Source organism: Shewanella sp. FDAARGOS_354, assembly GCF_002209245.2.
In the GTDB taxonomy this organism is placed as follows: Bacteria; Pseudomonadota; Gammaproteobacteria; order Enterobacterales; family Shewanellaceae; genus Shewanella; species Shewanella xiamenensis.
Map to the genome: position 1 here is coordinate 4180417 of NZ_CP022089.2, position 12870 is coordinate 4193286.

General features: G+C 48.0%; 12 protein-coding genes. 6 read left to right on the forward strand and 6 right to left on the reverse strand.

Annotation, left to right across the window (positions count from 1 at the left end; genetic code table 11):
- Nucleotides 1-109 precede the first annotated feature (109 nt).
- Both CEQ32_RS18860 and rraA read right to left on the reverse strand, forming a co-directional pair.
- Complete coding sequence (locus CEQ32_RS18860; RefSeq protein WP_088586590.1) at nucleotides 110-1162, reverse strand: formimidoylglutamase; 1053 nt, start codon at nucleotides 1160-1162, stop codon at nucleotides 110-112.
- A 130-nt stretch (nucleotides 1163-1292) separates the two neighbouring features.
- Nucleotides 1293-1778: a ribonuclease E activity regulator RraA gene (gene rraA, locus CEQ32_RS18865; RefSeq protein ID WP_037422666.1), complete on the reverse strand. Its 486-nt coding sequence runs from the start codon at nucleotides 1776-1778 to the stop codon at nucleotides 1293-1295.
- A 323-nt stretch (nucleotides 1779-2101) separates the two neighbouring features.
- On the opposite strand from rraA, the gene CEQ32_RS18870 reads away from it, so the two are divergent.
- The 4 genes from CEQ32_RS18870 to CEQ32_RS18885 all read left to right on the forward strand — a co-directional run bounded on the left by CEQ32_RS18870 (nucleotide 2102) and on the right by CEQ32_RS18885 (nucleotide 5910).
- A complete protein-coding gene (locus CEQ32_RS18870; protein ID WP_011073879.1) occupies nucleotides 2102-2350 on the forward strand; it encodes a YgjV family protein in 249 nt (82 codons plus the stop codon).
- 351 nt (nucleotides 2351-2701) lie between these two features.
- On the forward strand, nucleotides 2702-3214 hold the full coding sequence (locus CEQ32_RS18875) for a phosphatase PAP2 family protein (RefSeq protein ID WP_088586591.1): 513 nt from the start codon (nucleotides 2702-2704) through the stop codon (nucleotides 3212-3214).
- 72 nt (nucleotides 3215-3286) lie between these two features.
- A complete protein-coding gene (locus CEQ32_RS18880; RefSeq protein WP_088586592.1) occupies nucleotides 3287-4327 on the forward strand; it encodes an MJ1255/VC2487 family glycosyltransferase in 1041 nt (346 codons plus the stop codon).
- Nucleotides 4328-4467: 140 nt separating this feature from the next.
- Nucleotides 4468-5910: a hypothetical protein gene (locus CEQ32_RS18885; protein ID WP_055647627.1), complete on the forward strand. Its 1443-nt coding sequence runs from the start codon at nucleotides 4468-4470 to the stop codon at nucleotides 5908-5910.
- Nucleotides 5911-5973: 63 nt separating this feature from the next.
- On the opposite strand, the gene CEQ32_RS18890 is transcribed toward CEQ32_RS18885, so the two are convergent.
- The 4 genes from CEQ32_RS18890 to CEQ32_RS18905 all read right to left on the reverse strand — a co-directional run bounded on the left by CEQ32_RS18890 (nucleotide 5974) and on the right by CEQ32_RS18905 (nucleotide 10786).
- The gene (locus CEQ32_RS18890) at nucleotides 5974-6585 is read right to left on the reverse strand and encodes a DedA family protein (protein ID WP_037422677.1); all 612 of its coding nucleotides are present in this window, start codon (nucleotides 6583-6585) and stop codon (nucleotides 5974-5976) included.
- A gap of 168 nt (nucleotides 6586-6753) precedes the next feature.
- Nucleotides 6754-7674: a manganese-dependent inorganic pyrophosphatase gene (locus tag CEQ32_RS18895; RefSeq protein ID WP_055647626.1), complete on the reverse strand. Its 921-nt coding sequence runs from the start codon at nucleotides 7672-7674 to the stop codon at nucleotides 6754-6756.
- A 130-nt stretch (nucleotides 7675-7804) separates the two neighbouring features.
- The gene (locus CEQ32_RS18900) at nucleotides 7805-8266 is read right to left on the reverse strand and encodes a YhcH/YjgK/YiaL family protein (RefSeq protein WP_011624946.1); all 462 of its coding nucleotides are present in this window, start codon (nucleotides 8264-8266) and stop codon (nucleotides 7805-7807) included.
- Nucleotides 8267-8392: 126 nt separating this feature from the next.
- A complete protein-coding gene (locus CEQ32_RS18905; protein WP_088586593.1) occupies nucleotides 8393-10786 on the reverse strand; it encodes a TonB-dependent receptor plug domain-containing protein in 2394 nt (797 codons plus the stop codon).
- 306 nt (nucleotides 10787-11092) lie between these two features.
- Here CEQ32_RS18905 and CEQ32_RS18910 point away from each other — a divergent pair, with 306 nt between their 5' ends.
- On the forward strand, nucleotides 11093-12148 hold the full coding sequence (locus tag CEQ32_RS18910; protein WP_088586594.1) for an alpha/beta hydrolase: 1056 nt from the start codon (nucleotides 11093-11095) through the stop codon (nucleotides 12146-12148).
- A gap of 141 nt (nucleotides 12149-12289) precedes the next feature.
- On the forward strand, nucleotides 12290-12865 hold the full coding sequence (locus tag CEQ32_RS18915; protein WP_047536660.1) for an LON peptidase substrate-binding domain-containing protein: 576 nt from the start codon (nucleotides 12290-12292) through the stop codon (nucleotides 12863-12865).
- The last annotated feature ends 5 nt before the right edge of the window (nucleotides 12866-12870 follow it).

Here is a 12870-nt window from a genome sequence, read left to right on the forward strand (position 1 = left end):
GCTTTTGCCAGTGTTTAGTGTGCCGACCCGATAAAATGGACTGGCATTAGACCACAATATCAGGATTTGGTGAATAGCTTCGCGCCCGTAAGGACACAAGCAAACGAGGCTATCGGGCTAAAAATTGGCATCTTGCTTGTACATAGGCATAAATTAACTCGCTGATACTTTGACCCACGTCCCTAAAGCCCGCCTCTATGCCGGCCTCATGACAGCTTGGGGCGGCTTCGGCTAAATGTAAATAAGCACAGGGACATCGGCTGGCGATATAGCTAATGTAGTGGGCGGCATCGAGTAGGGGAATTCCCGCAGCTGTAGAGGCACTGCTCGGCATTTTTGCGATGGCATCGACATCCAATTCTAGCGCTACTGGGAGCGCTGTTTGGTTAAGTTTGTTGGCAATATCCTGTAGCGCCTGCGTCAGGCTAATCTCTCGGCGAATCCAAATTTGTTGCAGACTATGCCAAGTGCCACCAAACTCAGTGAGTTGTTGTAAATTGGCCTCGCTGTTTTTGAGCTCGTGCAAACCGAGTACATGGTAATAACCCAGCGCGCCGCGATTGGCGGCGTAACTAAAGCCATTACCGCTGTGACGCCCTTCGAGCAGGCGAAAATCACTGTGTGGATCTAAATTCACTGCGGCAACTTGGCGTTGATAATGGGCCGAGGTCGCCATTAACAGGCCATAGGCATTGTTGTGGCCGCCACCAATCACTATGGGTTCAAGCCCTGCCGCTTGTATGGCGCTGACTAGTTTAATCACCCGTTCATCGAGCCGCTCAACTGCTTGGCGTAGATGGGTTAGGCTCGCGCCTTCGCCATCCTGTGCCTGTAATTGCAGATCCGCCGTATGAACTTGCCCTAAAATCAGGCATTCGGCGCCCGAAAGAAAACGATTCGACTGTAAATTCAACCACTGGCGCATGCTGGTGGTAAAGGCGTCGGTGGCACCGCCTCTGCCTAGGTTAGCCCGTGGGCCGATATCTTCACCCACTCCGACAATGGCAAATTGTGCACCATGGGCTTTAGCGGTGGTGAGTATCGCTTCTAATGGATGTTCATGGTTAGCCAAGTGTACGCATTGGCCTATTTTGGTTTCACCGGCTCGCGGGCTAACGAGACTGGCGATATCGGCTTGGGTGAATGGGATAAATTCAGACATAGATTAGTATTCTTATCGGGTAGGGACAGGGATATTGTGGCGTACCCAAGGACGAATATTCAATGGTACTTAATGGTATCTGCCAATAAAAAAGCCAGCTTAGCTGGCTTTCTTTCGATGTTATTTAGCATTACTCGATATCGAGTGGTTCTGGCGATAGAATGACGCCAGTGTTATCGGCATAGATATGATCGCCAGGGAGGAAGGTCACGCCGCCAAAGTTGACAGGGATATCGACTTCACCCACTGAATTGCCATCGGCGCCCACAGGAATTGAAGCAAGGGCTTGAATGCCGATGTCTAATTCTTCCAGCGCATCCACATCGCGTACTGAACCGTAAACGATAATGCCTTCCCAGTTGTTGTTGACTGCGATTTCTGCGATAGATGCATCGATCAGGGCGCGGCGTAATGAACCACCACCGTCAACCAGCAAGACTTTACCTTGGCCATCTTCTTGTAAGACCTCGGTGATTAGGCCGTTGTCTTCAAAGCACTTAATGGTGCTGATAGAACCGCCAAAAGAGCTACAACCACCGTAGTTACTGAACATGGGCTCGACTACATCTACGACATCTAAGTACATGTCACATAGTTCTGAGGTGTTGTATTCCATATTTACACTCCTATTGATCCGCGTTGCGTACAGTTTAGCGAGTTTACGCCAGTATAAAAGGGATTCCTGAAAAGAAAAGTGTTATCAATCACGGTATTGTTGCACTTGGACGTTAACACTTATGTTGTAAACTTTCGTCACTTAACAGGTGTTTATCCTCAAAACTTGATATCAGTCATTAAATAACGGTTTTTTATTACAACTCTGTTGCGCGTTTTGGTATTATATCCCAAGTTTAAATTAACTTACTTAACTTAATTTGCTTTAGGGGCAAGGACCCCCCGTTACGCTTATGGACGGTAGAGGGCCTTCGAGAGGTGCCTATGGAAGCTGTAAACACGATTGAAATTATTGGTTATTTTGCCTCAGTAATGGTGGCAATTTCACTTATGATGAAGAATATCATCTGGTTAAGATGGTTAAACTTTGTCGGTTGTACCTTGTTTGTTATCTATGGCGTATTTATTTCAGCCTGGCCTGTTGCGGGGATGAACGCCTTTGTTGCCTGTATCAATATTTACCATTTGACGAAAATTTACCGCGCTAAAGCGCTGGAACAAGCTGTCGCTTGAAGGTTTTCTGACAGTGCTGCCCGTTCATAGCAACTGGGCAGCACTGTATTCTCCCCGTACGTTTTCCCTCTTGCTCCAATTGATAGCTTCATTCCTCACCATTTTCGCCACAGGTGTCATAAAACTTTAGGCCTGATGTCACTTTACCGTCATCGGCAGTTCTTAGTCTCACCTTAACACTGAGCACTTAAGCCATCTCTGTTTAAGTTTTCGTAGGTTTAGCGTGGGGTTCTATCGTGAAATAGTCGTCTGACAGGGCGTTAACACATGCAGACGCTAACAGGTGTCGAGAGAATGCACTCATTAACATCGTCATGATACTCGCTGGCATGCCAGCAAGGAGCCTGTTTTATGTTGAGTTACATTACAGACTTAGATAAGCGCATGTTTTACCACATTGTGGATTTGAGCCAGCGTCATGGCTTTTATGATTGGGCGAAGCGGATATCGGCAACTGGAGATGGGCATGTGTATCTGTATCTCTCTGTTGGGTTGATGCTGACGCACTCCCAAGGGCAGAACCTGTTCAATCTGCTGTTGGCGAGTTTTTTGATTGAATTGCCGTTGTACATATTACTCAAAAATAGCATTCGCCGTACTCGACCCTGTCATGCCTTGGTTGGGTTTGAAAGCGGCTTTGAACCCTCAGATCGTTTTAGCCTACCTTCGGGACACACGTCGGCCGCCTTTGTGATGGCCACAAGTGTGGCGCAGGTGTATCCCGTGGCTGCGCCTTTTGCTTACGTATGGGCGCTCTGTATTGGTGGCTCGCGTATTGCGCTTGGAGTGCATTACCCCTCAGATATTGTCGCCGGTGTTCTGTTAGGTACGGGGGCTGTTTTGCTTGTGCATCCCGTGATTTAACACAATCAGGCACTCATTCGTTGGATACCTCCTTGATTCACCACTCTTTCATTCACAGTTAAAGGATAAGCAATGCGAATACTCTACGGAGTGCAAGGCACAGGGAATGGTCATTTAAGTCGTGCTCGAGTGATGGCAAAGGCCTTAGTTGAGCACAATATTCAAGTCGACTTTTTGTTTTCGGGACGCAAGCCTGAAGATTTTTTCGATATGGAGTGTTTTGGGGAGTATCGCGTCCAAGCAGGGATGACTTTTGCTACGCACTCAGGGCGAGTCAATATCACGCAAACGGTGAAGCAGAATTGTTCCCTATCGTTGCTTAAGGATATTCAAGCGCTGGATCTGAGTTGCTATGATCTCGTTCTAAATGATTTTGAACCCATATCCGCATGGGCGGCGAGGCGCCAGGGAGTCCCCTCGATTGGGATAAGTCATCAAGCTGCCTTGACTCATCCTGTGCCTAAATTGGGAAGCACTTGGTTGAATGAGTTACTACTCAACTACTTTGCACCGGTGGATGTGGCTTTAGGATGCCATTGGCATCATTTTGGTTTTCCGATCTTGCCTCCCTTTGTCGAAGTGGATGTCAGCCCTATTGAACATACCCATCAAATATTGGTGTATTTACCCTTCGAAGAGGCGGATGTGATTGCCGACTTTTTTAAGCCTTTTACGGATTATCAGTTTTTGGTGTATCACGCCAAGCAGCCTACCAAACGCATTGCCGATCATATTCAATGGCATGGGTTTAACCGTGATGGATTTAAACAGCATTTAGCGAGCTGCGGTGGTGTCATCGGCAATGCGGGATTTGAGCTGGCGAGTGAGGCGCTGACCTTAGGTAAAAAGTTGTTGGTCAAACCGCTGATTGGTCAATTCGAGCAGCTATCGAATGTGGCAGCGCTACAATTATTGGGGGCGGGTGACTGTATGATGAGCTTAGATATCAGCGCGGTTAAGCGTTGGCTTAAGGCCGCATCGCCAAATCCCATTGCCTATCCGCAAGTCGGTGATGCTTTAGTGAAATGGATAGGGAGTGGTCAGTGGCAGCACACCGCGCCATTGTGCGCCGATCTTTGGAGCCAAGTGAAATTACCAGACACATGGCGCTAAGATTGATGTGAGCACTGTGATAAAAGGCTATTTCCGCTCTAGCTGGGAATCTGGGGTTAGCGTATAATTTGGCCAATTTGCTGTTAGCCCCTGCAGCGTGTCTTTATTGGCCTAGTCTGGCCACAATTTAGTTGTCATAAATGAGCCTTAAGAAGTTTACCCAGTACAAGTTACTGTTTTTAATGTTGTTGTCCCTCGGTATTTTGCTTCCTTTTATTCCCGATCAAGCCTACCACATGCCCGGCCCTGATACTGCCAAGCAAAATCTGCATGTGATTGAATTTAACGATCAAGGCCAGCCCCACAATGATGGACAATGGCAAGCGCTTAAGGCGCGGATTTTACAACCCAATAATGGCACTGCGCCTGAGTTGCTGATTTTTGTCCATGGCTGGCACCACAGTGCCAATCCCAAGGATGAAAACTTTGTCGCTTTCGAACAGTTTTATCAGCAAATGGCGGCCTCTGATTCTCAACGAAACTTGCTCGGCTTATACATCGGCTGGCGGGGAGATAAGTACGATCCTTTCTGGCTCGATGGTTCAGATGATGCTACTAGTTGGATTGAACCATTGGATTTCCCGACTATTTTGCAGCGTAAAGCCGTAGCAAAACGCATAGGGCAAACGGGTTTATCGCAGTTACTGGATAAATTGGATGGATTGGTCGCTGAGCATCAGTTACTGCGTTATACCGTTATCGGTCATAGTCTTGGTGGCTTAGTCGTGTTGCACGCCAGCAAAGATAGAATTAAGGCGGCTATCGATACTGAGCAAGATAACCCGAATCTATTCTTACTGTTAAACCCAGCAGCGCCAGCGCAGGATTTTAAACCGCTCGATACTTTGATGAGCTTAGATAGGCAAAAACCGAGTATGGTGGTGTTGCAATCTAAGGGCGATTTTGCGGTAAAAGAGGCGTTTAATTACATAAAAGATGGCGAACGGGCACTGGGTAACTCTTGGGCAATAACCCATGATATCGATAAATGTTCAGGCGGTAACTGTGCTACGCCGATGAAAATGCCTTCAGCATTAATGGCTCACGATCAGCTTCCCGGTTGTATGATGACGTTGCCGCATTCGGGCTGGAAAATTCGAGCCCGCTTACAGGCAAGGCGCAGTGTACAGACCTGTCCCGATGCCAATATGCAGGCGGTTTGGGTGCTCGCTGTGTCCGATGAAATTGTCTCTGGGCATAATGGGATCTTAACGTCGGATCACGCTAAGGCGCTGTCCGAGGTGATGGGTATGATTGATTTATATCGAAATCAATTGCCTAAACATGCGGTTGAAAGCCCAGCGAATGAAGATTTAGCCGCCCTTGCGCCAGAGCCTGAAGCCACAAATACAACCAGTGGCCAAACGAGTACTCCAGACGAGCCTGTGGTTATTGTTGAACCTGTTGCTGAAGCTGAAAACCCATCACAGCAACCAGAGCCTCCAGTACCGATAAAGACAGAATCAACCTTGGAATTGCCACCGCGGGAAGGTGTAAAGGAAGAATCGCCACAGGCTAATCCAGCGAATGAGCATCAACCGCTAGAGGAAACGCCACCTCGACCTAAAGTTGAGAATGAGTAACTCATTACTACAATTGGGTTACCACAATCTCGGCGGTAAAATGAGCATATGGAAGTGCGCACTTTATTGATTTTTCATTTGCCATTTACGCCAACTTAGCAGCAGTAACGAGATTAGCAACAGACTAACGATCGCCCATGTAGGGTATTTATGTTGATGATAAAACGCGAGTATTGGTGCGATTTCATCGCGGATTAACACTGGCCCTAGACCAAAAAGAGTCACCCAAATGCTGGTGGCGAGTAGGTTGCCCATCACAAATTGTTTAAAAGGCATCTTGGCCAGCCCACAGCCTATAAACATAAATTGCTTAAGCCCTTCGACAAAACGGCTGAGCACTAAGGCCGCAATGCCATACTGGCCAATCACATCATGAATTTTGTCTTCTAGTTTGGGTTTTATCCAACCTTTTCGCAGCAATACCTCGCCAAAGCGTCGACCAATAAAATAACCCAATGTGTTGCCACACAGGGCTGCACCGCTGGCTACGATCAAAACTAATGACAGTGACATTTGCCCCGTAGCCGCCAGTAAACTGGCAACAATGAGTAAGGATTGTCCTGGGGCTGGAATGCCAAATCCCTCGACGGCAATAGCGATAAACAGCAGCAGATAACCGTATTGCTGCAACCAAGGGGTCATTTCGGTAATAAGGTGTTGTAAGACTTCTGGCATGATGAAAACAGGGAGCGTGAATGAATCATCCCATCTTACTCGGCACTGCCAAATTTAGGGTAGCTTTATGAGCAAAGTTTCATACTGATTTTATGGAATGGAGCATATCGAAGGCACAAAAAAGCCGAACTCAGTTCGGCTTTTTAGGCATTACGACTTAATGGTCGCCTAAGCGAAAGCGGCCTGCAGTTGTGGTACAACTTGCTTCTTACGGCTTAATACACCGTCTAACCACACTTTGCCATCAACTGGAGTTTTACCGTAGGCGCGGTTAATCAGATCGGCATCGTCAGAAACCACTAACAGTTCTGAGCCTTCTTTCATAATGTCGGTCAGCAGTAACAGTACGCTGTGGCGGTTACCTTCAGCCTTCAGTGCTTTAATATCGGCTTCTAGTTCGGCTTTGATTGCATCAAATACTGACAGATCAATTACTTCTAATTGGCCGATACCGACTAAGTTACCGTTCATGTTGAAGTCTTTAAAGTCGCGCATCACGAGGTCGCGTGCTGGCGTGCCTTCAACTGCCGATTTTACTTTGAACATTTCCATGCCCAGTGCTTTAAAATCTTCGATGCCTGCGATTTCGGCTAAGGCTTCAACGCAGCGAATGTCAGCTGTGGTGCAAGTCGGTGATTTGAAGATCACAGTGTCGCTTAGGATGGCGCACATCATAATGCCAGCGATGTTTTTAGGAATGGCGACTTGGTAAAAGTCGTACATCATCTTAATGACCGTGTTGCTGCAACCAACAGGGCGGATCCAACACTCTAATGGCGTATCAGTGGTCAGATCGCCTAGTTTGTGGTGATCCACAATCCCCACGATAGTCGCTTTGGCGATATCGTCTGGTGCTTGAGTTAGTTCAGAGTGGTCAACAATATAGACCTGCTCGCCAGCATAGCTGGTTTTGTATTCTGGTGCTTCAAAGCCAAAACGCTCCAGAATAAAAGCGGTTTCGGGTGATAACTCACCTAAACGTGCGGCAACGGCTTCTTCACCGATTTGGTTTTTGAGATAAGCTAACGCGATAGCACCACAGATTGAATCAGAATCGGGGATTTTGTGACCGACAACGTACATAGGCATTTCAGGGACTCTCCTTTAAATTTGTGGCAATTTTAACAATATTTCGTCGGATTCGGAAATAGCCAAAGCGCATATCGCTGCGCCTTAAGCGGCTATTTTTGTCAAAACTTAGGCATTGTTGACTCAGATTTTAGATTTTCACTTTTATCACGACTTTACGCACCGCTGTCGGTGTATCACTCGTGCCGGGCATATGCATGTCGCCAGGGAAAAAGAGCGCAAACATCCCAGCCTTTAATTGAATGTAGGAGGCGTTGGCTTTATTCGACTCGTAATCGAACTCGGCGTAATCGTGCTTTTCAAAATAAGGTTTTGAGGGTGTTTGGTCGGCCAATGGCAGATAACCAAACTCTTCTTCGCCGCTGACCACATACTGCACATCGATGTATTTTTGATGTACTTCAAAGGGTTCGGTCGATTGTGGCTTAGTGTGGTAGTCGTTGACTATTACGAAAATATCCTCGCCATCGAGGGGATAATTGCCAACGGGCAGTTGGCTAAAGTCAGTGCTGGCAAGATGCGCTAATGCCGTGGCAATGCGTGGGCTGAGTGATTGATAAATATGGCGATTAGCTAAGGTATCGACAATCATGGGGTACTCGATATGGCGTAAGTAAATGAGTGAATTGTAAAGATTATAATCAGTTCACCGCCGTTAGAACATAAGCGATAGACATAAAAAACAGGCCATAAATGGCCTGTTTTGATGGTTTGCGGCTTAGTAAGTGTACTTAGCCTCGAGGAAGTAGTATCCCCCATTAAAGCCAAACGGCGTGTTGGTTAATGGGTAGACGAAAATACCATTGAAGTTATTGTCATCTGGGCGTTTTTCAGGATACACATCAAACAAGTTTTGCACACCAGCGGTGAAGCTTAAAGCATCGGTTGCGGCGTAGCGCACGGATAAATCCATCACCCATTGGTCGCTGTAATTCACATCACCCGTTGAGTAACCCACAGTGTAATCGCCGAAATAGCTGAGGCGAATGTTAGTCTTAAAGTCACCTAATTCATGGGTCAGACCTAGGTTACCCGTATTGTGCGGCGTGGCCGAGGTCATGCGGGTTTGTTCGATATTATCGAAGAGTTTAGGGCCGAGTCCGTCCAAAATTTCAGGGAAATGAATATCTTGGATTTCAGTTTTGTTATAGGCGTACGCCAAGTTGGCGCGTAAATCGCCCCAAGAGCCGATATCAAAATCTTGGCTCACTACTAGATCAACGCCGCGAGTACGGGTATCGACGGCGTTAATAAAGAAGCGCGCCGATTCTGCATTAGTATTGGCCAGCGCCGCTGCAACAGCTGGTGAGTCGTTTGGCGTCACTGAGCTTGAGAGGATAATCCTGTCATCGATTGAAATCTGATAGGCATCCAAGGTCAGGGCTAGACCCGTATCATTGGTGTACACCAAACCTAAGCTGAAGGATTGCGACAGCTCTGGGTCGAGTTCGTTAATGCCTAGGGCCTTAGTGACTGGCGATAAGGTGTTGAAGGTGCCTGATTCGATAGGCACTAACTGGCCCGTAGTCGGATCAGGATTAAACAGGGTCGAGATATTGCTGAAGTACAGCTGTTGTACGCTCGGCGCTCTAAAGCCTGTGTTCACTGTGCCGCGCAGCGCTAAATGGTCAGTGAAGTCGTAACGGCCCGCGAGCTTCCAGCTGGTGTTGCCGCCAAAGTCAGAATAGTTTTCGTAACGTAGCGCCGCTGCCCAATAGAACTCAGTGGTTAATTGGTTTTCAAGCTCGACATAAACACCAGTATTGTCGCGAGTTTCATCGACTTCTGACTCAGGTGTAAAGCCGGTAAAACCTTGGCTGCCCGCTGCACGGTTATCATAACCGCCATTGATGTAAGAACCCGGTTCGCCTGCGTCAATCTGATAACCGTTTTGGCGCCAAGAGACACCCGTTGCCACTAAGATCTCTGAGTCATTGGCAAAGTTATAGTAGCGCGAGATATCGATGTTCAGGTTTGCTTCGCTGGTGGACAGGGTGCCCGCATCGAATTCCGTCGGGCTATCTGGGCCGAGTGATGCGTTTAGGGTGTTTACAATGTTGTATTTGAACGAGTTTCCGCCATAGCCCGCTGAAGTATCAATATTCCACTCGCCGAGGTTGAACTCGTAGCCCAACACGAATGATGAGTCGATGATCTTAGGATTGATCTGCGGTAAAAAGCCGTCGGGATAAAGCTCGGTCAAGTTACGGGCATCGAGCGCACGGCGATAAAATGCACCGGATTTGGTTTCACGCTGGCTAATGCCACCAAAGGCATAGAGTTTGCTGTCGTTTGAGAAAGGCTGCGCCGCGTTGATAAATAAGCCTAAGTTATCGTATTCGGCGTCGCCCACTTGGTGACTCTTGCGGTTGAAAGTTGCTTCGCGCGGATCAGCCGAACCGTCTGGCAGCTTAGGATATTGTTGACGTGGATCTAAGCCAGCGCGATTGGTGCTGTCTTTATGGTGGGCTTCGACGCCAATATTCACAAAACCGTCGTTGTTAAAACTCATCCCGTGGTTTACGCCAACGCGCCATTGTTCACCGTCACCCTGATAGGTTTGGCCCGCTTGGGCCGAGACGCTACCGCCTTGGTCGTTGTCTTTTAAGACTACGTTGATAACACCGGCAATCGCATCTGAGCCGTATTGTGCCGAGGCGCCGTCACGCAGGATTTCAATGCGTTTAATGGATGTCATCGGGATTGCGTTCAAATCGACGTTAGATGAGCCCTTGCCGACAGTGCCGCTTAAATGCACCAGCGCCGAACCATGGCGGCGTTTACCGTTTACGAGTACTAGCGTGTGGTCTGGCGACAGGCCGCGTAAGCTGGCAGGACGCACCGCATCTGAGCCATCGGTCACCGATGAGAAGGGGAAACTGTAACTTGGCGCGGCAAATTGCAGCGCCTTAGCGGTTTCGGTCATACCTGTGGATTCGAGTTGCTCCGCGGTAATGATATCGACGGGGGCAACGCTGTCGGTTGCGGTGCGCAGAGCGATCCGCGAGCCGACGACTTCAATTTTCTCAACGTTGCTGGCCTGTTCTTCTGCGTGTACGACAGGAAAAACCAAAGTTGAAGATACTGCTAATGCGATAACGGCTGGACGCATAAAACCTCTCAATGTGGATTAACCTTAAGCTGGAACGAAAACATTGAACCAACGAAAGTAACAATTCGATAGGGCGAAGGTTATCACTGTAACAATTGTTACATCTAGACAGAAAAGAACTAACTCAGAGCTTACTGTTCTAGATAATCATTTAAAGCTAGTCGAATATGTCGCCACAGCTCATGTGATTGGCTAAGTGAATAAAATCATCTAGATCCATTAGGTTTGCTGAAGGTTTATCGCGCTTTGCGGCTGTGTTTTAATGGCCGTAAACCTCAGGTTTGAGGCACTTTAAGGAGTTAAGTTTTGCCCGCATTACGCTTTCTTGCAGGTCCTACGGCCTTTAACGTTATCAGGGAGCAAGGTCTGCATCCCGATGCTTTTACACAACTATTGGCGGCATCCGGTGGACCTAAATGGTTAGGGATTGCGGGTCTTGATAAGTATCTTTTTGCTGAATTTTTTAAAGATAGACAAACGCCGCTATACACCTTAGGGGCATCCTCTGGCGCTTGGCGTTTAGCCTGTTTGGCGCAGCAGGATCCACTACAAGCCTACGCACGTTTAGAGGATTACTACATTGGCCAGCAGTATGAAACGATACCGACACCGCATGCGGTGAGCGAGCAGGTAAAGGGCATAGTCCAAGGAATTCTTGGCGAGACGGGTGGTCGCGAGATAGTCAATCATCCCTTTATTCACAGTCACTTAATTGCCTGCCGCGCTAAACACATCAATCGTCTTAGCCATAAATTGCCATTAGCGGCTGGGCTGGCGATGGCGGCTGCGACCAACCTCATTAGCCGCAAAACCTTGGGCTGGCATTTCGAGCGTGTGGTGTTTAGTCAGCAAGTGGCAGCATCACCTTTTAAGCAACTTGACGATTTACCCAGCCAGCAGGCGAGGCTCACCGAGGCCAATATGGATGCTGTGATGTTGGCAACGGGATCTATTCCATTAGTGCTTGCGTCAGTCTCACGGATTGATGGCGCGCCCGCGGGGCAATACTATGATGGCGGCATCACCGACTATCACTTCGATTTGCCCTTATCCCATACTACGGGATTGACCCTGTACCCGCATTTTTATCCCCATATGAGCCCTGGATGGTTCGATAAATCGTTAACCTGGCGCCGTGCTCAAGGTAATTATCATAATGCCTTAATACTTGCGCCTTCGGCGGAGTTTGTGGCGTCACTGCCTTTTGGTAAGGTGCCCGACCGTGAAGACTTTAAACAATTGGATACGGCGCAGCGGATGCAGTATTGGCGCCGTTCTGTTGCCTTAAGCGAGCGGCTTGCTGACGAATTTGCCGAAGTGTATGCAAAGGGCAATGTCGCAGTACACTTAGCGCCGCTGTAGGGTGAGAGGGGTAAACTCGGCCTAAATGCTTTTTACCGTCAGCGACTTTAGGAAGGAAATTATTTCTCCTGCTACACTCTAAATTAATAAGGTGTGGCTGATTTTTGAGCACATTCTTGTATCAGTGGGCAGGAGGTTGCTATGCAAACACGAGAAATGGCGTTAATTATGCGCGATGCCTTGTTGCTGCCACAGGGAAGGATTGAGGTCCGCGTAGTCGAGCCGGGCCAATTGCGCATGGTCGCGGATGTGTTAAAAGGCAAATACGATTTAGCGTTTGCGGCGAGTAAGCCCAGCGGCAATCCGCCCTGTTATCCGACTGCGACACAGTGCGAGATTATCGATTTTAATCAGTTAGAAGATGATACCCTCAGCATCGTTTTAGAGGGGCGCCAAAGGGTTAGTATTCTCTCCGCGGCGCAAGCAAAAGATAAGCTGTGGATGTCCCGCACTTTGCCTTGCCAAAATTGGCAAGAAGAGCCGATAGAAGGGGAGTTCGAACTGATCAGTGCTGCCCTTGAACAATTCTATGAGGTAAACCCTGACTTACTGGAGTTGTATTCCCAAGTGCATTTAGAGGATGCGGCCTGGGTGAGCCAACGTTGGTTAGAAGTGCTGCCCATGTATAACCGCGATAAGCTGGTGTTGGTGAATCAGCCCGACTGCCATAAAACCATGGATTTTGTATTGCAACTTATCAAGTCCCATGTGGACTGAAAAAC

What these genes read in the sequence shown, in the direction of transcription:
- CEQ32_RS18860 (WP_088586590.1), bottom strand. Translation starts at nt 1,162, where the DNA reads ATGTCTGAATTTATCCCATTCACCCAAGCCGATATCGCCAGTCTCGTT.
- CEQ32_RS18905 (WP_088586593.1), bottom strand. Translation starts at nt 10,786, where the DNA reads ATGCGTCCAGCCGTTATCGCATTAGCAGTATCTTCAACTTTGGTTTTT.
- CEQ32_RS18915 (WP_047536660.1), top strand. Translation starts at nt 12,290, where the DNA reads ATGCAAACACGAGAAATGGCGTTAATTATGCGCGATGCCTTGTTGCTG.
- CEQ32_RS18900 (WP_011624946.1), bottom strand. Translation starts at nt 8,266, where the DNA reads ATGATTGTCGATACCTTAGCTAATCGCCATATTTATCAATCACTCAGC.
- CEQ32_RS18890 (WP_037422677.1), bottom strand. Translation starts at nt 6,585, where the DNA reads ATGCCAGAAGTCTTACAACACCTTATTACCGAAATGACCCCTTGGTTG.
- rraA (WP_037422666.1), bottom strand. Translation starts at nt 1,778, where the DNA reads ATGGAATACAACACCTCAGAACTATGTGACATGTACTTAGATGTCGTA.
- CEQ32_RS18885 (WP_055647627.1), top strand. Translation starts at nt 4,468, where the DNA reads ATGAGCCTTAAGAAGTTTACCCAGTACAAGTTACTGTTTTTAATGTTG.
- CEQ32_RS18870 (WP_011073879.1), top strand. Translation starts at nt 2,102, where the DNA reads ATGGAAGCTGTAAACACGATTGAAATTATTGGTTATTTTGCCTCAGTA.
- CEQ32_RS18875 (WP_088586591.1), top strand. Translation starts at nt 2,702, where the DNA reads ATGTTGAGTTACATTACAGACTTAGATAAGCGCATGTTTTACCACATT.
- CEQ32_RS18880 (WP_088586592.1), top strand. Translation starts at nt 3,287, where the DNA reads ATGCGAATACTCTACGGAGTGCAAGGCACAGGGAATGGTCATTTAAGT.
- CEQ32_RS18895 (WP_055647626.1), bottom strand. Translation starts at nt 7,674, where the DNA reads ATGCCTATGTACGTTGTCGGTCACAAAATCCCCGATTCTGATTCAATC.